Source organism: Tateyamaria pelophila (genome assembly GCF_019966495.1).
Taxonomy (GTDB): Bacteria; Pseudomonadota; Alphaproteobacteria; order Rhodobacterales; family Rhodobacteraceae; genus Tateyamaria; species Tateyamaria pelophila.
The window spans coordinates 25,709-45,233 of sequence record NZ_JAIMIA010000026.1; the positions used below are offsets into that span (position 1 = coordinate 25,709).

General features: G+C 58.5%; 20 protein-coding genes and 1 other RNA gene. 11 read left to right on the forward strand and 10 right to left on the reverse strand.

Features of this window, described 5'->3' with window-relative positions; all coding sequences use genetic code 11:
- Positions 1-25: 25 nt before the first annotated feature.
- The gene (locus LC354_RS10610; protein ID WP_223423620.1) at positions 26-484 is read left to right on the forward strand and encodes an Lrp/AsnC family transcriptional regulator; all 459 of its coding nucleotides are present in this window, start codon (positions 26-28) and stop codon (positions 482-484) included.
- Positions 485-544: 60 nt separating this feature from the next.
- On the opposite strand, the gene LC354_RS10615 is transcribed toward LC354_RS10610, so the two are convergent.
- Positions 545-2,440, reverse strand: a complete 1,896-nt coding sequence (locus LC354_RS10615; RefSeq protein WP_223423621.1) for a PhoX family protein — start codon at positions 2,438-2,440, stop codon at positions 545-547.
- Between the two features lie 439 nt (positions 2,441-2,879).
- Entirely contained in the window at positions 2,880-3,086 is a 207-nt protein-coding gene (gene rpsU, locus LC354_RS10620) for a 30S ribosomal protein S21 (RefSeq protein WP_007118112.1), read from the reverse strand.
- Between the two features lie 318 nt (positions 3,087-3,404).
- On the opposite strand from rpsU, the gene LC354_RS10625 reads away from it, so the two are divergent.
- From LC354_RS10625 to LC354_RS10635, 3 genes are all read left to right on the forward strand, one after another.
- Positions 3,405-4,097 (forward strand): COQ9 family protein, encoded by a 693-nt coding sequence (locus LC354_RS10625; RefSeq protein WP_223423623.1) that lies wholly within the window; start codon positions 3,405-3,407, stop codon positions 4,095-4,097.
- A gap of 123 nt (positions 4,098-4,220) precedes the next feature.
- A complete protein-coding gene (locus LC354_RS10630) occupies positions 4,221-5,207 on the forward strand; it encodes an NAD(P)H-quinone oxidoreductase (protein WP_223423625.1) in 987 nt (328 codons plus the stop codon).
- 90 nt (positions 5,208-5,297) lie between these two features.
- The gene (locus LC354_RS10635) at positions 5,298-6,272 is read left to right on the forward strand and encodes a quinone oxidoreductase family protein (protein ID WP_223423627.1); all 975 of its coding nucleotides are present in this window, start codon (positions 5,298-5,300) and stop codon (positions 6,270-6,272) included.
- Here LC354_RS10635 and LC354_RS10640 read toward each other — a convergent pair.
- A complete protein-coding gene (locus LC354_RS10640; RefSeq protein WP_223423629.1) occupies positions 6,269-6,898 on the reverse strand; it encodes a ribonuclease T2 family protein in 630 nt (209 codons plus the stop codon). The two genes, LC354_RS10635 and LC354_RS10640, sit on opposite strands and share 4 nt — an antisense overlap.
- 127 nt (positions 6,899-7,025) lie before the next feature.
- Here LC354_RS10640 and LC354_RS10645 point away from each other — a divergent pair, with 127 nt between their 5' ends.
- From LC354_RS10645 to LC354_RS10655, 3 genes are all read left to right on the forward strand, one after another.
- Entirely contained in the window at positions 7,026-7,781 is a 756-nt protein-coding gene (locus LC354_RS10645) for a DUF1013 domain-containing protein (RefSeq protein WP_223423631.1), read from the forward strand.
- A gap of 179 nt (positions 7,782-7,960) precedes the next feature.
- Positions 7,961-8,149 carry a hypothetical protein gene (locus LC354_RS10650; RefSeq protein WP_223423633.1) on the forward strand — a complete coding sequence of 63 codons (189 nt, stop codon included), beginning with the start codon at positions 7,961-7,963 and terminating at the stop codon, positions 8,147-8,149.
- Between the two features lie 157 nt (positions 8,150-8,306).
- Positions 8,307-8,732, forward strand: a complete 426-nt coding sequence (locus tag LC354_RS10655; RefSeq protein WP_223423634.1) for an ester cyclase — start codon at positions 8,307-8,309, stop codon at positions 8,730-8,732.
- 6 nt (positions 8,733-8,738) lie between these two features.
- Here the strand turns inward: LC354_RS10655 and recR are convergent, their stop codons facing one another.
- The 6 genes from recR to LC354_RS10685 all read right to left on the reverse strand — a co-directional run bounded on the left by recR (position 8,739) and on the right by LC354_RS10685 (position 14,261).
- Positions 8,739-9,332: a recombination mediator RecR gene (recR, locus tag LC354_RS10660; RefSeq protein WP_223423636.1), complete on the reverse strand. Its 594-nt coding sequence runs from the start codon at positions 9,330-9,332 to the stop codon at positions 8,739-8,741.
- A gap of 73 nt (positions 9,333-9,405) precedes the next feature.
- On the reverse strand, positions 9,406-9,750 hold the full coding sequence (locus tag LC354_RS10665) for a YbaB/EbfC family nucleoid-associated protein (RefSeq protein ID WP_223423638.1): 345 nt from the start codon (positions 9,748-9,750) through the stop codon (positions 9,406-9,408).
- A gap of 17 nt (positions 9,751-9,767) precedes the next feature.
- Positions 9,768-10,154: a hypothetical protein gene (locus LC354_RS10670; RefSeq protein ID WP_223423639.1), complete on the reverse strand. Its 387-nt coding sequence runs from the start codon at positions 10,152-10,154 to the stop codon at positions 9,768-9,770.
- Positions 10,130-11,878 (reverse strand): DNA polymerase III subunit gamma/tau, encoded by a 1,749-nt coding sequence (locus LC354_RS10675; protein ID WP_399203363.1) that lies wholly within the window; start codon positions 11,876-11,878, stop codon positions 10,130-10,132. The genes LC354_RS10670 and LC354_RS10675 overlap by 25 nt, the downstream gene beginning before the upstream one ends.
- Positions 11,879-12,279: 401 nt before the next feature.
- Positions 12,280-12,377: signal recognition particle sRNA small type (gene ffs, locus LC354_RS10680), an RNA gene on the reverse strand.
- Positions 12,378-12,419: 42 nt separating this feature from the next.
- On the reverse strand, positions 12,420-14,261 hold the full coding sequence (locus LC354_RS10685; protein WP_223423643.1) for a 5'-nucleotidase C-terminal domain-containing protein: 1,842 nt from the start codon (positions 14,259-14,261) through the stop codon (positions 12,420-12,422).
- 136 nt (positions 14,262-14,397) lie between these two features.
- On the opposite strand from LC354_RS10685, the gene nudC reads away from it, so the two are divergent.
- Both nudC and LC354_RS10695 read left to right on the forward strand, forming a co-directional pair.
- Positions 14,398-15,366, forward strand: a complete 969-nt coding sequence (gene nudC / locus LC354_RS10690; RefSeq protein WP_223423645.1) for an NAD(+) diphosphatase — start codon at positions 14,398-14,400, stop codon at positions 15,364-15,366.
- Positions 15,367-15,419: 53 nt separating this feature from the next.
- A complete protein-coding gene (locus LC354_RS10695; RefSeq protein WP_223423647.1) occupies positions 15,420-15,887 on the forward strand; it encodes an SRPBCC family protein in 468 nt (155 codons plus the stop codon).
- Positions 15,888-15,899: 12 nt separating this feature from the next.
- Here LC354_RS10695 and LC354_RS10700 read toward each other — a convergent pair whose 3' ends face one another.
- Entirely contained in the window at positions 15,900-16,730 is an 831-nt protein-coding gene (locus LC354_RS10700; protein WP_223423649.1) for a prephenate dehydratase, read from the reverse strand.
- A 139-nt stretch (positions 16,731-16,869) separates the two neighbouring features.
- Here LC354_RS10700 and LC354_RS10705 point away from each other — a divergent pair, with 139 nt between their 5' ends.
- Positions 16,870-17,379, forward strand: coding sequence for a c-type cytochrome (locus LC354_RS10705; protein ID WP_223423651.1), 510 nt, complete (start codon positions 16,870-16,872; stop codon positions 17,377-17,379).
- A 189-nt stretch (positions 17,380-17,568) separates the two neighbouring features.
- Positions 17,569-19,521, forward strand: coding sequence for an extracellular solute-binding protein (locus tag LC354_RS10710; protein ID WP_399203367.1), 1,953 nt, complete (start codon positions 17,569-17,571; stop codon positions 19,519-19,521).
- Positions 19,522-19,525: the final 4 nt, after the last annotated feature.

Here is a 19,525-nt window from a genome sequence, read left to right on the forward strand (position 1 = left end):
AGTTTAGAGAAAGAAATCACGGTCCATGACCCTTGATGCAACAGATCGACGTATCCTTTCGGCGCTTCAGCGACGGGGGCGCATGTCCAATGCCGACCTGAGTGAGGCCGTCAATCTATCTGCCTCCGCCTGCCACCGCCGGGTGCAGCGATTGGAAGAGGCAGGGTACATCCGCGATTACGTGGCCCTGTTGGATGCGCGCATGATGGGCGTACCGACCACTGTGTTTGTCGAAATCACGCTGCAAGGGCAGGCAGATGAGGTGCTGGAGGCGTTCGAAAAAGCCGTGGCGCGCATTCCCGATGTGCTGGAGTGCCACCTGATGGCGGGGACGGCGGATTACATTCTGAAGGTGGTGGCGGAGGGAACCGAGGATTTCGCCCGTATTCATCGCCAATATCTGGCGCGGCTGCCAGGGGTGGCGCAGATGCAGTCGAGCTTTGCCTTGCGCACCGTTTTCAAAACGACGGCCTTGCCGGTTTGATCCAAATCTGAAGTGTTGCCGGGCTTTTGCGACAAAGCCCGGCAACGCGTTTCGCGGCGTTTAGCCGACGAGATTATTGTCGTCGCGCTTGACCGTCACGATGGCCGAGCGGGGCAGGCTGCCTTCGCCATCCGGGAAGGGGCTGCCCGGGTGCTGGATGCCGACAAACATGGTCCGCCGATCTGTCGACCATGTCAGGCCGGTCACTTCGGAGCCGTTCGGGCCGGTCAGGAACCGCCGGATTTCGCCGGTGACAGGGTCGCCTGCGAGCATCTGGTTGTTCCCCATGCCCTCAAACTCGCCTTCGTTGCCGTCATCGCCATCGGTCTGGATCCACATGATGCCCGCGCTGTCGAACATCATCCCGTCGGGCGAGTTGAACATGTTGCCTTCGTTCACGTTGGACGACCCTTTGTAGAGACCTTCCTGATTGGTGGGGTTGCCCGCCATCACGTAAAGATCCCACTCGAACGTGTTCGAGGCATGGTTATTGCCCGATGGACGCCAGCGCACGATTTGGCCGAAGTTGTTGGCATCCCGAGGGTTTGGACCGTTGGCAGATGTATCATCGCCACCGGCGTTCGGTGCCACACCCCGGTTCTTGTTATTGGTCAGGCAGCAATACCCCTCGACCGCGCGCGGGTTCACCGCGACCCACTCGGGACGGTCCATCGTGGTTGCCCCAAGCTTGGACGCCGCCGTACGTGTAAAGATCGCGATTTCAGCTTCGGACATGCCTGTTGCCGCCGGTGTCAGCGCCATCCATTCGCCGCTCATGTCGTCATTGAATTTGGCGACATAAAGCTGACCTTCGCTAAGCAGGGTCGAGGTGTCACCGCCTGGCACATACAGATCTCGGCTGAGCCACTTGTACATGAACTCGCCACGCTCGTCGTCCCCCATATAGATGATCAGACGACCATCGGGCGACAGCGCATAGGCCGCGTTTTCATGCTTGAACCGTCCCAGAGCCGTATGCTTGACCGGGGTCGAGCTTGCATCCGATGGATCGATTTCGACGATATATCCGACGCGGTGCGGCTCGTTCGGGTTCTGGCTCACGTCAAAGCGGGCGTCCCATTTGTGATAGTCGTAGCCCCAGCCATCCGGGCCGACGCCATAGCGGGAATATCCGGCGGCGGTGGCTTCGTCCGTTGGCATGTCGCCGGTTGCTCCGAAGTAACCGTTGAAGTTTTCCTCGCAGGTCAGATACGTGCCCCAGGGCGTGCGGCCGGCGCCGCAGTTGTTCATCGTGCCCAGCGACATTGTGCCCGATGGATCATCTGCGGTTTTCATCAGGTCATGGCCTGCCGCGGGCCCATCAATGGTCATGGGTGTGTTGTGCGTGATCCGGCGGTTGAACGGGCTGTCGACAACGACCGACCACCCCTCCGGGCCTTCTGCGAGTTCAAAGACAGTGACCCCCTGCAGGTTTTGCAGCAACAACACATCGTCGGCGTCTCTTGGAACCCCGTCTTCCGCGTTGGGCAGATTGGTCTTGCGGTTGGCGTATTCGCTGTTGACCGCGATCACCTCGTGCCCGTCGATATGGTAGAGTTCCATGCCGTCGGTATTTTCACCAAAAACGCGGTCGGAGCCTTCGGTTGGATGGCCATTTACGGGGTCAAATTCTGGCGCATCGGAAAAGAGCGGATCGCCCCAGCGCACCAGTACATCCCAGTTGTAGCCTTCGGGGACGTGTACGGTACCATCCGTTTGGATCGGCAGTTGGGCAAAGGCAAAGCGATCCGATTGCGAAGCCATCGCCGTCGTACCCTTGAGCATCGACGCGCCCATCACGGCGGCGCCCGATCCGAACGCAAGTGCCCCGCCCAGGAATCCACGGCGTGATATGGCGCGTTCTACGACATCGTCGAAATCATGGGTTTCGGGGCGTGGAAAGTTGATCTCGTCCCACTCGTCGGCGGACAATTCGGCTGTATTCTGATCGATCATGGCTCTCTCTCTGTTGAATAGGTCCAGGCTAAAACAAGTCTGTAAGTCTCGTGACTCGCGCGGATATTATCGAAGTAGAGGCACAGATTTGTGACGTAAAACCCCTCTGCGAACATGAACCGTTCGGAAAGCGGTCAAGATCGCGCATGTTCATGGTGGATTGACGCTGGCGTATGGGTCAAGCGCCGGCAATTCGCTGGCGGAAGTTCGCTTATAGCGAGAACCGAAAAGCTGATCTTGCAGTCTTATGTTTTCTGGGCTGGGATTCAGAATTCCAGTTGGCAAGGAAAAAGCGGCTGCATTTTCGGACCTTGCATCGTCCTGCGCTGACGGGCCCGTCACCATGAAATGAATTTGCCACCAACCTGACTGACGACAAAAACAAACCCCCGCAGCATGGCTGCGAGGGCTGTAACTTTCAGAGCATTGCTCGGATGATTTACATCATACCTTCGCGTTGCGCTTTTTTGCGTGCCAACTTACGAGCACGGCGGATCGCTTCAGCTTTCTCGCGCGCTTTTTTCTCGGAGGGCTTCTCGAAATGTTGCTTGAGCTTCATTTCGCGGAAAACGCCTTCGCGCTGCAGCTTTTTCTTCAGAGCGCGGAGCGCCTGATCGACATTGTTGTCGCGAACACTAACCTGCATGTGGTTTTCACCACCTTTCTAGATATGAGTTGCAAGGATTTGCAGGAATTGGTCGCCTAACAAACTTTTCCGCAGTTGTCCAGCATTTTGCAGTCGGATCAAAAGGACAAAACGTTGGCGGGTGGCCCTGCGGTCATGCCTGCCAAGACTGCCGTGCTCGCGTTCAGGTTGGCAAGCACCATATTCTGAACTGCTTTGCCGCTCAAAATATCATGGCCTTTAAGTCTGTTCGGTTTTGGCGGGCTTTCCACATGAAGGAAATGGCGGCGCGTTCTACGTGCTCTTGCCCGCATGGGCTGATCGCCCTAGGTGTATTCCATGACAGAAAACCCGAATGATAAAATTGATCGGTTGCTGGACGCTGCTTTGATGCATGTGCCCTTTGACGGCTGGTCCGAAGCAACTTTAAAAGCCGCTGCAAAAGATGCGGAAATCGACTTGGCGATGGTGCGGGCGCTCTGTCCGCGCGGTGCCCTTGATTTTGCGCTGGCCTATCATGCGCGGGGTGATGCCGCGATGATTGCGCGAATGAAATCGGGAGACTTGCCAGAACGGTTTCGCGACAAGATCGCGGCCGCGGTGCGGTTCCGCATCGAGGCGGTTACGGACAAGGAAGCTGTGCGCCGCGGTACGACGCTTTTTGCCTTGCCCATGCACGCGGCAGACGGGGCCAAGGCAATCTGGGGTACCGCCGACAAGATCTGGGATACGCTGGGTGACCGTTCGGATGATGTGAACTGGTACACCAAACGCGCCACGTTGTCCGGCGTGTACAGTGCGACGGTTTTATATTGGCTGGGCGATGACAGCATCGACAATCAGGCGACGTGGGAATTTCTGGACCGGCGGATCGAGGACGTGATGCGGATCGAGAAGGTCAAGGCGAAGGTCCGAGACAACAAGGCGCTGAGCGCACTCTTGACAGGACCGAACTGGTTGCTGAGCAAAGTCAGAGCGCCAATGAAGGTGCCGGATATTGATTTGCCAGGCAGTTGGGGACCGCGCCGGTAATACAGGCGTCGCTGAAGCGCGCGCCTGACCTGCATCGTCGCCGACGGCATCGCGAGACTCATCACAATGGTTTTCATACCGCGCTGTGCTTGATACCCAAAGGGCAGCAAAAAGGATGACCCGATGACCACAGAAATGCGCGCCGTTGAAATCAGCAGCCATGGCGGACCGGAGGTGTTGAAACCCGTTTCGCGCCCGCGGCCCGTGCCTGGACACGGGCAGGTCGTCATTGAAGTTGCCTTTGCCGGCGTGAATCGTCCCGACGCCTTGCAACGCGCGGGTCTCTACAATCCGCCTGACGGCGCAAGTGATCTGCCGGGCCTTGAAGCGTCCGGCACCATCTCGGCTGTTGGTACCGGCGTCAGTGAATGGGCGGTGGGCGACCAAGTTTGCGCGTTATTGCCCGGTGGCGGCTATGCCGAATATGTGGCGACCCCCGCGGCCCATTGCCTGCCGGTGCCCGAAGGATTGAGTTTGAAAGAGGCGGCTTGCCTGCCAGAGACCTTTTTCACCGTCTGGTCCAACGTTTTTATGCGCGGTGGCCTGAAGGGCGGAGAGCGGTTTTTGGTCCATGGCGGATCCAGCGGGATTGGTACAACTGCGATACAGTTGGCGCACCATTTCGGCGCGCGCGTTTTTGTGACGGCCGGATCGGATGAGAAATGCCAGGCGTGCCGAGGCTTGGGCGCGGAGATCGCGATCAATTATCGGGACGCCGATTTTGTTGAGGTGGTAAAGGCGGAGGGTGGAGCGGATCTTATCCTCGATATGGTTGGCGGGCCCTACATTCCGCGCAACCTGAGTGCTCTGGCGGATGATGGGCGTTTGGTTCAGATCGCGTTTCTACAAGGTCCGAAGGTCGAGTTGAATTTCGTACAGCTCATGACCCGCCGCCTTACGATGACGGGCAGCACCTTGCGCCCGCAAAGCGACCTTGCCAAGGCGCGAATCGCGCAAGATCTGCGTGAAGCGGTTTGGCCGCTATTGGCGGCGCGCCGCATTGGCCCCGTCATGGATTCGGAATTTGCGTTGGCCGATGCCGCTGACGCGCATGCGCGCATGGAGAGCAGCGGCCATATTGGAAAAATCGTTTTGGACGTCGCGGGCTGAGAAAATTCGGCGAATTTTCTTGGGGGCGTTGCCCCCCGGCCTTTGGCCTCCCCCCAGAGTTTAACCGGCAAAATGAAGAAGGATCAGAGCATGGCTAAGACTGCAATTATTGAGGGCCATGGTGGCCCGGAGCAATTTCGGATCGTGGACCGCCCTGTGGGCGCGCCTGGGCCGGGAGAAATCTGCATCGCACATAAGGCGATCGGTTTGAACTTCATCGATGTTTACCAACGCACGGGCTTGTATCCGATGGAATTGCCGCACGCATTGGGTATGGAAGCCGCGGGCGTTATTGAGGCTGTGGGTGAGGGCGTGACGCATTTGGCAGCCGGTGATCGCGCGGCCTATGCCGCGATGCCGCCCGGTGCCTATGCCGAAGCCCGCGTGATGCCGGCCGCACATGTCGTGAAACTGCCGGACGAGGTGCCGTTTGACGTTGCTGCCGCCATGATGCTCAAGGGGTTGACGACGGAGTACCTGTTTCATCGCACCACGCCGATCAGCGCAGGTGATACCGTCTTGTTTCAGGCCGCTGCCGGTGGCGTCGGCTTGATTGCATGCCAGTGGGCGAAGTCGGAGGGCATTACCCTGATTGGCACTGCGGGCGGCCCTGAGAAGTGTCGGATGGCGTTGGAAAATGGCGCGGCGCATTGCATTGACTACAAAGCTGAGGATTTTGTGCCCGTGGTGCGTGACCTCACAGGGGGGAACGGCGTCGATGTGGTCATGGACGCAGTCGGAAAGGATACCTTTGACGGCTCGCTCGATTGTTTGAAACCGTTGGGCATGTTCATTTCCTTTGGCAATGCGTCTGGTCCGGTTCCGCCGTTGAACATCGGAATTCTGGGGCAGAAAGGATCGCTCAAGATCACGCGCCCGACGCTGTTTACACATATTAGCGCGCCCGAAACTCTGCGTGCCATGGCGGAGCGATTGTTTGAAAAAGTTGTGAAGGGCGATGTCACTTTGCGTATCGATCAGCGGTTCAAGCTGGACGATATTGCGGATGCCCACCGGGCTTTGGAGGCGCGTCAGACGACGGGCTCGACCGTGATCGAGCTTTAGCGCACTGGCGTAAATACCGCGTCGCGCGCGGTGCAATCGCGTACAACGTCCTGCCCGCAAGGGACAGGTTCAAGCGTGCGCGACAAGCAAATTCGGGCCTCCTGGATATGTCCGGCGCGGCAGGTGATGGTGACACCATCCCGCTGAAACTCTGGATTGGATTGCAGGAATGCGTCTTCAACGACGGATGCGGGCAATTTCACGGTCTGGTCCAACTGCCGAAACACGGGCGGTCGGACGACGCGTCCGTAGGCTTCGCGCGACAAGGCGTAGTAAGCGGGCGCGGAGAGTCCTGTGCAGGTGCCGTGTTTCTTCCATTGATGCCATGCGAGGCCGCCGGTGCCCATGATGTCGGCCATGTCCGCCGTCATACGTCGTGATGGGGGCCGTTCGCCGGATTGGCAATACGAAGGGTAGCCGCGATGAAATTGGGGCCAGAGCCCATGCAGGATCCATCCATGATCGTGACGTGCGTCGCATTGCTCGGACCCGCGTGCATCGCCCTCATAGGCACACCAGTTTGGCGACCAGCTCAGGCTGAGGACGTAATAGTCGAATTCACCTGCTCTTTCTCCGTCGCTCAGGGCGGGCAGAGCCATCATCAGCCAGATCAAGAGCGCACGCATTGGGCTTTCCTTTTTCATCCGTGGCGACTATATCCCACTCAAGTTCCCCCACAACGGAAACCCGCCTTGGATGCCAAGGCCGCCTATTTCAGGCGACGGGAAAGATATGCGCGAAGGAGCACGCAACATGGCAAAACCGATCATGGCCAAAGCCACCGCCGTCTGGCTGGTGGACAATACGACATTGAGTTTCAAGCAGATCGCCGATTTCGTCGAGATGCACGAACTGGAAGTTCAGGGTATTGCCGACGGTGATGTGGCCGCGGGCGTCAAAGGCTTTGATCCTGTGACAAACAATCAGCTGACACAGGACGAGATCGACGCGGCGGAGAAAAACCCGCTTCACCGGCTGACGTTGAAATTCAACGCCGCTGCCGTTGGCGAGGAAAAACGCCGGGGCCCCCGCTACACTCCGCTGTCCAAGCGGCAGGACCGCCCGGCTGCGATCTATTGGTTGGTCAAGTTCCATCCGGAGTTGACCGATGGTCAGATCTCCAAGTTGGTTGGCACCACCAAACCGACGATCCAGTCGATTCGCGAGCGTACACACTGGAACATTTCCAACATCCAGCCGGTTGATCCCGTCGCCCTTGGTCTGACCAAGCAGTCCGAACTCGACGCCGCTGTGCAAAAGGCCGCCGCCAAGAAAGCCGCTGATGCGCCTGTGATGACGGATGATGAACGCCGCAAACTGGTCAGCACCGAGCAGAGCCTCGGCATGGAGTCCGAGCCCAAGATACCAACGGCGATTGAAGGGCTGGAGACATTCTCTCTCTCCATGGATGTGGACGACGACGAGGAAGAAGAATCAACGCTTGTTGACGCCGATAGCCTGTTCAACCTGCCCAAGGGCGGCAAAGACGACGAAGATGAACAGCCGTGATCTGATCGTCATTGCCGACGGAAATCGTCTTTGGATTTGAAGTGGGCGCGCCTGGAGAAAGGCGCGCACGTTTTTTTCAAAATCACCTGACAAACCAATACGCATCTGTACCGGAGGCAACGGTTGTACCTGTGGTTTGTGACCTGCACAGTGACAGGATATCTGCGCGTGATACTGCCGTGTCGGCGGCAGAGGTCGGCGACAGTGTCTATGGCGAGGACCTGACCGTCGATCGGCAGGAGGCCGTTCCGGCCGCCATCAAGGACAGTAGCGATCCGCGCCAGGCCGCGACTTGGTTGGTCGCGCTTGAGACCCCCCATTTGGGGACGTCCCGTGCCTCTATCGCCGTTTCAGCCCGTCGCGCATGAGGGGCTGCGTGTTGCAATCTTCAATTTTGAAACGGTTTTTGGCTGAAGCAAGGTTTGGCGGCGCAGTTGGGTTGTCATGGACACTCTTTCCCTTCATCTTTTGCATGAACAGCCATGGTACTCCCACATGTGTGGCAATGATAAGGAAGGACTGACAATGCATCCGACCGAAAAAATCGTGCGGCAATTTCATGAATCGTGGGATATGCGGGACCCGGAACGCGGCGCCGCCGTGATCGCGGAAGATTGCGATTTCGAAGATATTGCCCGCGCCGAGAAGCTGCCGGGGAAAGACGCTTACAAGGCGGACTATCATCGCTGGCGCGAGGCGTTTCCGGACGGGCTTTGCAAGGTTGAAAACGTGATCGTCAGCCAATGCGGGGAATGGGCGACGGTCGAATTTCGAAACACCGGCACGCATACAGGTGTTTTGCGTTCTAGTCTTGGAGATTTCGCACCCACCGGCAAGCGGGCGGAGGTCCGTTATTGCTCGGTCATGCGGGTCAGGGACGGACTGGTTGTCGAAGGGCGAGATTATTATGACAGTGCGACGATCGTCCGCCAGCTGGGGTTGAGCGGCTAAGCTCGTTCAGACCGACTTGCGCGCTCTGAGCGCTGCGGTGATCGTACCGTCGTCCAGATAATCCAACTCGCCGCCGATTGGCACGCCTTGCGCGAGGGAAGTGAGCGACACCTGTCCGTCAAGCTGGTCGGCGATGTAGTGGGCCGTGGTTTGGCCGTCAATTGTGGCGTTCAGGGCCAGTATCACTTCGGTGATATTCTCGGTCGCCACCCGGTCGATCAAGCGCGGGATGCGCAGTTCCGATGGGCCGATGGCGTCCAGCGCAGATAACGTGCCGCCCAGAACGTGATAGCGCCCCTTGAACGAACCGGAGCGTTCCATGGCCCAGAGGTCGGCGACATCTTCGACGACGCAAAGCTCGCCAGTGGCCCGCTTTTCCGAGACACAGATATCGCAGACGTCCGCCGTGCCCACATTGCCGCAGTTCAGGCATTCCCGCGCGGTGGCGGCCACCGTCTGCATCATGTCTGCCAGCGGTGTGAGCAACAGGGCGCGCTTGCGGATCAGATGCAGCACCGCGCGCCGGGCCGAACGCGGGCCGAGGCCCGGCAGTTTGGCCATCAAGTCGATCAGGGCGTCGATGTCGCGTGTGCTGCTCAAATGACATTCCATGATGCGCGGGAGGGAGCCTCCGGCGGGAGTTTACTTGGCAAGATGAAGCAATGGGTTCATCCTAGAACGGAAGCTTCATGCCCGCAGGCAGGCCAAGCCCTTCGGTCAGCTTCCCCATTTCTTCCTGCGCTTTTTCGCTTGCCTTGACTTGCGCGTCCTTGATGGCGGCGAGGATCAGGTCTTCGACCACTTCCTTGTCGTCGCCGTTGAAGATCGAAGGGTCGATGTCCAGCGCTGTCAACTCGCCTTTGGCAGTGGCCGTCGCTTTGACAAGCCCTGCGCCGCTCTCGCCGGTGACCATGACGTTTTGCAGGTCCTCTTGCATTTCGGCCATCTTGGTCTGCATTTCCTGTGCTTTTTTCATCATCCCGGCCATATCGCCGAGACCGCCTAAACCTTTGAGCATGTGTTCGTCTCCAAGTGTCAGGCCCCGCTGCTGCGCGGGGCGGTGTAAAGAATAGTTGCCACACATATTGCAGCCACTGCCGCAATGAACAAGGTGGGCGAACCGACGCATCCTTCGGCCATGCCTAATTCGCGTGTGCCCGTTGGGTCCAGCATGGTCAGCATTGATACCAGAATGGTCCAGAGCACGACAACCACAACGCCGCCCCATTGGCTGCGAAACCGCAGGGTCAGGAGCGTCAGCGCGAGCAGGATCAGGGTAATGGGCGAAGACGCGAGTTGGAGCGCCTCGTCCATGCCGGACACGGGCCCGCCGTCCCAGTTGGGGCGCTGGAGCGCGCAAGTCTCGGCCAGCGCCGTCCCGGGCAGGGCCGCGAGGATCAATCCTCTTCGAAGGGGTCCCATTCATCGTCCACTTCGGGCAGCGCTTCGATATGGGCCTCGTTGGCGATATCTTGGGGCGTGCGGATGTCGGTGATCTTTGCCTTTGGAAAATGGGCCAGAACGGCCTGCACCAGTGGGTGGCTTTCGGCCTGGGTTCGCAGGGCGTTTTCGGCCGCGTCGCGCAGTTCGGCCACGGTGTCGGCGCCACCTTCGTTGACGACGGTCACGGCCCAGCGATTGCCCGTCCACATTTGCAGCCGCGCGCCCAGGCGTTGCGCCAGGTCGCGCGGGGCGCGGTCGGTGGGCACGAATTCGATGCGTCCGGGCTGGTAATTGGCCAGCCGCAGCGTTGTTTCAACGTCGACGAGCAGCTTCACGTCCCGGTTTGTGCGGATCAGTTCAAGCACATGCTCAAAGCTGGGATAGCGGGCGAGGGCCGCATTCTGGTCCTGGGCAAGCGCGGTGGTCTGGCCCGATGCATTTGGGTTTGAGACCATGCGTGTCTGTGCCTGCTGTACGGCGTGTGCGCCGGAGGGCGGCGATGGTGCGCTGGCTGTGCCTGTTGGCGTGGCCGCAGGCGCAGGCGCGGCGTTCAGTTTGCGCACCAGTTCTTCGGGGCTGGGCAGTTCGGCGACGTGGGTCAGCCGAATGATGGCCATTTCCGCGGCCATCATCGCGTTCGGGGCGGCGGCCACTTCGTCCAGCGCCTTCAGCAGCATTTGCCACAGCCGCGTCAGCACCCGCATCGACAGCGCTTCGGCCATCTGCTGGCCGCGGCTGCGTTCGTCGGGTGAGATCGTTGGATCGTCAGCCGCTTCGGGCGTGATTTTCACGACCGAAACCCAATGGGTGATTTCGGCCAGATCGCGCAGCACCGCCATCGGATCGGCCCCGTCGGCATATTGTCCGCCCAGTTCGGTCAGCGCGCCCGCAGCATCGCCCTTGAGGATCATATCGAACAGGTCGAGTACACGGCCCCGGTCGGCCAGACCAAGCATGGCGCGGACCTGATCGGCGGATGTCTCACCCGCCCCGTGGGAAATCGCCTGATCCAGCAGCGACGTCGCATCGCGGGCGGACCCTTCGGCGGCGCGGGTGATCAGCGCCAGCGCGTCATCTGCAATCTCGGCATTTTCACCAGCTGCGATTTTGCGCAGCAAGGCAATCATGACTTCGGGTTCGATCCGGCGCAGGTCAAAGCGCTGGCAGCGGGAGAGGACGGTCACCGGCACTTTGCGGATTTCGGTTGTGGCAAAGATGAATTTCACGTGGGCGGGCGGCTCTTCGAGCGTTTTCAGCAGCGCGTTGAAAGCGCTGTTGGACAGCATGTGCACTTCGTCGATGATATAGATTTTGTAACGGGCGGAGGCCGCGCGGTAATGCACACTGTCGATAATCTCGCGGATGTCGTTGACGGAGGTATTCGAGGCCGCGTCCATTTCCAGCACGTCAACGTGACGCCCTTCCATGATGGCGACGCAATGTTCGCATTGACCACAGGGTTCGGTTGTCGGTCCGCCTTCTCCGTCGGGACCGATGCAGTTCATCCCTTTGGCGATGATCCGCGCGGTCGTTGTCTTGCCTGTGCCCCGAATGCCCGTCATCACGAAGGCTTGGGCGATACGATCCGCTTGAAACGCGTTTTTCAGCGTGCGCACCATGGCATCCTGGCCCACCAGATCCGCAAAGGTCTCGGGCCGGTATTTGCGTGCAAGCACCTGATATTTCGGGGATGCGTCGGACATATGCCTGCTTTTGGATTCGGAGCGTTCCGCCAAACCTAATGGCGGTGGGCGGCGGCGTCTAGCACCGCTTGGCGTCGTGGTAACGTCAGGGAGTGGAATTCCCGGTTCCACCCCTTACTTTATCGGCAGGGCATTGGTTTGGAGCACCGCTCGCCGTCCTTGGATGTTGGGATTGCACTGAACGGGTCACGATCGCGCCGTCGAACTTTGATTGGACGTGCACTGGCCATGCCGACCCGTCTCACGGCGTAGAACAGAATCATCGCCAGAAGGCTTAAGTGCAAGACCGACCGAGTTTGGATTTGGTCTGCGACACGTGCTGGTTATGGCGGTGAATAAGCTTGCATTTTCCATGTAAAAGCACAGGAAACCAAGTGCCGTTGCCCCGATTGCCAAGGCGTAGGTGAGAGATTGACATCGACCCAAGCGGGGCTCGTTGCGGCTGCTTCCTTCCGGATCTGACCGGGTTGGCGAGGCGCTTGCCCGCGCCAACCTCTCAAAGCGTGATATAAGCGGCCTTGGGCTGGCACGCAAGGGCTGCTCATATGGTGACGCGTATCTGCAAAAAACCATCGTTCGTCAGCCCGACCGGATCTGGATCAAAGCAGGATATGTCATCGAGGTGGCGGGCCGCGTCCGGCGACGTCTCGATGATCACCTGTCGGTTCAGGCCGGAGACAAAGCGCCACGCCGTTGGGGCCGGATCATCGCTCACGGGTGTTTCGCTGAGGTCCCTGTGCATCGCTTTTGCCAAATCGGTCTTCGTTTGCAGAATTGTCTCGGCGGTCGAAAGTCCGGGAAAGCTCCCTCCGCCCGCGCCACGGTAGCTCGACATCGCAATGAGGTATCTTTCGTCCGCTGTTATGTCGTGCCCATTGAAGCGCAGTGCGCATATGCGGCGAGCATTGGGATCAATCAGCCCTCCTGACACATCATAGCGCGGTGGTGCGAAAGGATCGATCACGGCCTCCAGCCCCATTAAGCTGTCAAAGCTGAAAAACGGCGCATCCGGATTGGCCAAAGCCGAAGTGGTTTCGCGGCTGGCCCCAAAATATGCGGCAGAACGCTCCGCCCAGTTCCATAGATCGGCCCCAGTCAGAACCGCCGCCCAGATGTCGTTCTGATAGGGGCAAATCATCGCAACATGGCGCGCAAGGATTGGTCCCTTTGGGATATCGATGAAATTGGTTACACCGCCATGTCCGCCTACCGCCGAAGATGAAACGGATGCGATCAAGGGCAATGCGGCGTGTGGCGTATCCTTGACATACTCCGCGATGACACCGGTCATCGTACGCGCGACCAGCGCATGTTCTGTCCCGGTTTGCAGTGCGTTAAAGTAGCTGTGAATGTGGTGCCCCGTGGCCGAGACGGGTGTTTCCATGATTGCACGGGTTGCCGCGATGGATGGAGCGGCCAAGTGACTGATCGAACGATCCGTATCCGAATGGGCGGCGGACCGCAGTGACACCGTATGACGTGCCACATGCCAGCGGCCTCCTTCCCATGTCAGAACGCGGTCAATGATCCCAAGCGATCGGGCCGCAAATTCCGGCATCACCGCAGGTAGCCCTGCAAGTGTTCCTTGAACCGGATCTGCCAACGGGCCGATCCCATGATCCTCATCCGGAAAACGGCGATGGGTGTGCCCCATGATTATTGCATCTACCCCCGGTACCTGACTGGCCACCTGGGCGGAAAAGTTCTCTGTGTTGGCCTCGGTTTTGGCGGACAGGCCACTGTGGCAAAGCGCCACGATCAACTCGGCGCCGACATTGCGCAAACTATGCACGGCGCGGGTGGCAGCATCGACACCGGTGTCGAAAGTAATCCGCCCTGACAGATTGCTGTGGTTCCAGATGAGCGTTTGCGGCGGAAGCACGGAAAAGACCCCGACGGACAGCGGACGGCAAACCCCGTCATCGCATTCCATCATCAATGGGATTACCGCTCCGGGAAGTACGCCGTTGATATGCCCCTCGGAAATGCTGGCACATATTACAGGTGCAGTCAGCCGATCGACGATGGTTTCAAGAAACCCCAACCCGTAGTCAAAATCGTGATTTCCCAAGCCCAGGGCGTCATAGCCCAGAGCGTTGGCGACGGCGGGCCAGGGATGCGGCGTTTTGCTTTCGGATGCGGCGCAGATGTCCGCCTCAGCTGTGCCTTGCAATACATCGCCGTTGTCGAACAAAAGGGTCTGGCCCTGTGCCTTATCGCGGGCCTCTTGAATGGTGATCGCCAGCCTGTCCAGCCCTAGCCCTGTCCTCATTCTTTTCTGGCGGGCGTCCCAACCCGTCATGTGCGCATGGACGTCGGTTGTTGCAAGGAGGCGGAGATGGGCGCTCGCAAAGCGGGAAGTGCGACTGGAAAAATCAATCATACCGAGAGTTTGGCGCGTGTCTGAAAATACTCAAGTCATAAAGTGAGCCGGGCTTAATACGTTTGCAACCCATTGCACCGCAGACACGCTCGTGCCACTCGGTGACAGGTTTGCCACAAAAATAAGGTCCAACGGAATGCGCCACGCGGAATCAGTGACATTTGGAGGATCTGGACTTGATCGTGCCGCAGAGGTGCGGGGCGATCCATGCGCTCTGGAAGCGGCACGGCGTGATCCGGACGCGCGTACGATTTTGCTGTGGCGCGGCAAGGTCTTGATTGTGCGCACCCGTCCGGCGCATGTGTTGCAAGTGCCATTGGGCCATCCGGTCTTGACGGAGGTCGATACACGGTCGATTTTTCTGGGGCGCGAAGACGGCGCGCCGCGATTTGCCCATGACCTGTCGGCATGGGAACCGGAGGACCTCGATGAGGGATTGCTGGGCGGTTTTTTGGATCCGACAGAACAGCATCACCCGGCCTTTGATCAGATCGAGGTTTTCGTTGAACTGCGCCGTATCATGACGTGGTTGACACCAAGGGACGCGGAACTGGCCGCGACCGCCAAGGCAATATTCGGCTGGCATCAAAGTCACCGGTTTTGCTCCAAATGCGGGGCCGCGTCCGAAGTGACCCAGGGGGGATGGCAAAGTACATGCCCTGCATGCGGAGCGCATCACTTTCCGCGCACCGATCCGGTTGTCATCATGCTGATCACCCATGGCAATTCAGTCCTGATGGGTCGGTCGCCCGGTTGGCCAGAAGGGATGTATTCCTTGCTGGCCGGTTTTGTCGAGCCAGGCGAAACGCTGGAAGCCGCTGTGCGGCGCGAAGTGTTCGAAGAGGCGGGTGTGACCGTGGGAGCGGTTGACTATCTGGCCAGCCAGCCCTGGCCCTTTCCGGCGTCCTTGATGTTTGGCTGTCGTGGCCAAGCCACAAGCAAAGAGATCATCATAGATCCGACCGAAATCGAAGACGCCATGTGGGTTACGCGCGAAGATATGATGACCATCTTTGCCGGTGATCACCCGACTGTGCTGCCCGCACGCAAAGGCGCAATAGCACATTTTTTGATTGAAAACTGGCTTGCGGACACCTTGGATTAACCTAATTTGATCGAAAACAAGAAACATAGACACAACAAGCACAGGCGTTTTAGATGAAGTTTTCGACCAGAGAAGATATCAATGCGCCGATTGAGCAGGTGTTTTCAGCACTATGTGATTTTGAGGGGTTTGAGCGACAGGCCATGCGGCGCGGTGCCGAAGTGCAGCGAATCGATACATTGCACGAACCCGGTGTCGGAATGCGGTGGCAGGTCGATTTTACCATGCGGGGTCGCCAGCGGAATGTAGAATTGGAGTTGTCGCGTTTTGACGTGCCGAACGAAATGGTGTTTTCGGCCAAATCTGCCGGGATGGACGGGACGTTTTCGATTGAACTCATTGCGTTGTCGCGCACCAGAACGCGCATGTCGATTGCACTGGAAATGTTGCCGTTGAACCTTTCGGCACGGTTGTTGATTCAATCTCTGAAGCTGGCAAAGGTGACCCTCAGCAAGCGATTCAAGTTGCGGGTTGCGGATTATGCCAAAGGTCTCGAAGAGCGGCTCGAACGCTCGGCCTGACGTCGCCTGCGGTCAATCGCGCCGGGCTGCCGCCGGATAGACGCCGAGAATATCAAGCTTGTTTGTGAAATAATCCAACTCTTCCAATGCCCGCGCGACGGCAGGATCATCGGGGTGACCTTCGATATCCGCGTAGAACTGGGTGGCCGTGAATGTTCCGCCCACCATATAGCTTTCCAGCTTGGTCATGTTGACGCCATTGGTCGCAAAACCACCCATCGCCTTGTAAAGCGCTGCGGGGATGTTGCGCACTTCGAATACGAATGTGGTGATCATGTGGGCCGCGCGCGCGCGATGATCTGCCAGCGGTGACATCAGCAGGAACCGCGTGGTGTTATGCCCTTGATCTTCGATGTCACGCGACAGGATTTCCAATCCGTGGATGTCCGCCGCAACGGCAGAGGCCAGCGCGCCGACACCCATTTCGCCTGCTTGCGCGATATCCGCCGCAGCACCAGCACTGTCTGCCGCCGCCTCGGCGGTGATCCCGTGGGCGTTCAGGAAGGCCTTGGCTTGCGGAATCAGTACCAGATGGGCGCGCACATGTTTGATATCACCCAGCGTCTGCCCCGGCATCGCCATCAGCGAAATACGCACCCGGACAAAGGCCTCGTCCACGATGTGCAGCCCGCTTTCCGGCAGAAGGCGGTGGATGTCGGCGACGCGGCCATAGGTCGTGTTTTCGACAGGCAGCATGGCCATGTCGGCGCGCCCTTCACGCACTGCACCTATAACGTCTTCGAACGTGGCGCATGGGACGGGTGTTGCCTCTGGGCGGGCCTTCAAACAGGCCTCGTGACTGTAAGCGCCCAGGTCTCCCTGGAACGCAATCCGTTGTGGCATCCGACGTCCCTCGTGGCTTTGTGCCCCAATCTTTTTTGGACAGGGCGATTGGTCGCGGTTAGTATAGCTTGCCAGCGACGAGGGGAAGCAATAGATACCCGCCGAAGCAAAGATGACAATCCACGAAAGTGTAAGCCTTATGTTTGACACGATGACCTTCACCAAAATCGCGGGCAGTTTCTGCGGTGCGTTGCTGATCCTGTTGCTGGGAAAATGGGCGGCCGATGCACTATTTTACACAGGCAGTCACGGCGGAGTGCAGTCCTACGTGATCGATACCGGCGAGGGCGAGCCGGAACCCGAAGTGGCCGAAGTGCCATTTGCGGAGGTTCTTGCATCTGCTGATATTGGCGAAGGCGCGAAAGTATTCCGCAAATGCAGCGCGTGCCACAAAGCCGAAGCAGGTGCAAATGCGACCGGTCCTTACCTTCACGGCGTCGTCGGCCGCGCGGTCGACTCCGCGACGGGCTTCACATCTTATTCCGGCGCGTTGGAAGAGGTCGCCGAAGTCTGGACACCTGAAAATCTCAATGAATTTCTGATCAACCCAAAAGGCTATGCGCCTGGCACCTCAATGGGCTTCAACGGTCTTCCCAAGGTCGAAGACCGAGCAAATGTGATCGCATATCTCGACAGCCTCGACGACTGATTGTTTCAGTTGGAACCATCAATAGGCCGCGCGCAAAGATGCACGCGGCCTTTTTTTGTGCCTGATGTTACAGGGTGCTCACAGTTGCGGCACCAAACACACTTAATCGCACGTTGCATATTGGTGATTGTCGTCATTACCTTAAATCCAAGATCGAGGCTCAGTCGCCGTTCAACAGAGGAGACCGCAATGCACAATATCCGTCCACGTGCCCATGCCACTGCCCGTGTCACCACGACCAGGAACAGTTTGTCGATGTGGGGAGGGCTAGGCCTGTTCGGGCTGTTGCTTACATTGCTCGCGACGACTGTCGTCCGTGCCGACGAACATGAGCCCATCACAACGACACACGGATATTCGTTTTACGGCGACCTGACATATGACGAAGATTTCACCCATTTCGATTACGTGAACCCAGACGCGCCAAAGGGTGGAGAAATCTCTTTGGGCACGGTTGGCACCTTTGATTCGATGCACCCCTATACGCGCAAAGGGCGAGCCGCGGCGCTGTCGTCATCGATCTATGAGAGCCTGTTGGGTGAAGGGGTCAACGGAACCTCGGCGCCGGCAGATGTTTACGGCGAGTATTACGGTTTGCTGGCGGAGCGGATTGAATATGACGACGGGAAAAACTGGGTCATTTTCCATATGCGGCCCGAGGCGCGGTTTTCTGACGGCACACCCGTAACGGCGCATGATATCGCCTTCAGCCACAACCTGCTGCTGGATGAAGGGCTGAAGTCCTACGCGGACGCGGTGCGCCAGCGTATTCCCAAGGTCGAAGTGCTGGATGATCACACCATCAAGTTCTATTTCACCGAAGGTATCTCCCGTCGGTCCCTAATCGATCAGGTAGGATTTGTGCCCGCATGGTCCAAGAAATGGTACGAAGAGACCGGCGCTGGCCTGGATGAAAGCCGTTTGGAGATTTCACCGGGCTCGGGTCCATATGTCGTTGATAGCGTCGATGTGAACCGTCGCGTGGTCTACAAGCGGAACCCGGACTATTGGGGGAATGATCTGCCCTTCAACGTTGGCCGCAACAATTTCGATTCGATCCGGATTGAGTACTTCGGTGATGCCGAAGCGGCGTTTCAGGCGTTTCTGGCGGGTGAGTTTACCTTCCGCACAGAGAATGATTCAAAGAAATGGGCGACCGGCTATGACAATCCCAAAGTGCGTAGCGGTGCGATCGTAAAGGCCGATTTGCCCGATGGCTCTCCTCCGGTCCCGACGGGTATCGTTTTTAACCTGATGCGTCCGCAGTTGCAGGATCGCCGGGTGCGCGAGGCCATCGCGCTGGCCTATAATTTCGAGTGGACCAATGCGTCGCTGCAATACGGTCTGTTCAAACAGCGTTCATCCTTTACGCAAGACACACCGCTCATGGCGACAGGGTTGCCGGAAGGCGACGAGTTGGCATTCCTGCAAAGCCTCGGCGACCTGGTTCCCGAAGATATGCTGACCCAAGCCGCCCGCATGCCCCATACGTCGGATGAGGCACGCCTGTTTGATCGCCGCAACGCCCGCAAAGCCATGGCGCTGCTGGATGACGCCGGATGGCTCGTTGGCGATGACGGCATTCGCCGCAACGCAAACGGTGAAGTGCTGTCGCTGAACTACCTGTTCAACTCTTCGTCTCCGGACACGTTGAGCGGCGCGATGGAAAACTTCGTGTCCAACGTCCGAAAACTCGGTATCGAGATTGAGTTCGAAAAGGTGGATTCGTCTCAGTACACCTCGCGTGAACGGGATCGCGACTATGATCTGGTCTATGATGCCTATGCGGCGTTTCTGGGGACGGGCACAGGGCTGATGCAACGGTTCGGCTCTGAAGCGGCGGAATTCTCCTTGTTCAATCCGGCCGGTCTGGCCAGCCCGCTGGTCGATGCTATCATCGAAGCATCGCTCAGCGCCGAAACCCGTGCTGAGGAAGAGGCATCGTTGATGGCGCTGGACCGCGCATTGCGGCACGAATTCATCATGATCCCGGTTTGGTATAATCCGTCCCATTGGGTGGCTTATTACGACATGTTTGAACATCCCGAAACGATCCCGCCCTACGCGTTGGGCCAGCTTGATTTCTGGTGGTACAACGAGGAAAAGGCCGCAGCCCTCAAAGCTTCGGGGGCATTGAGGTAATCCC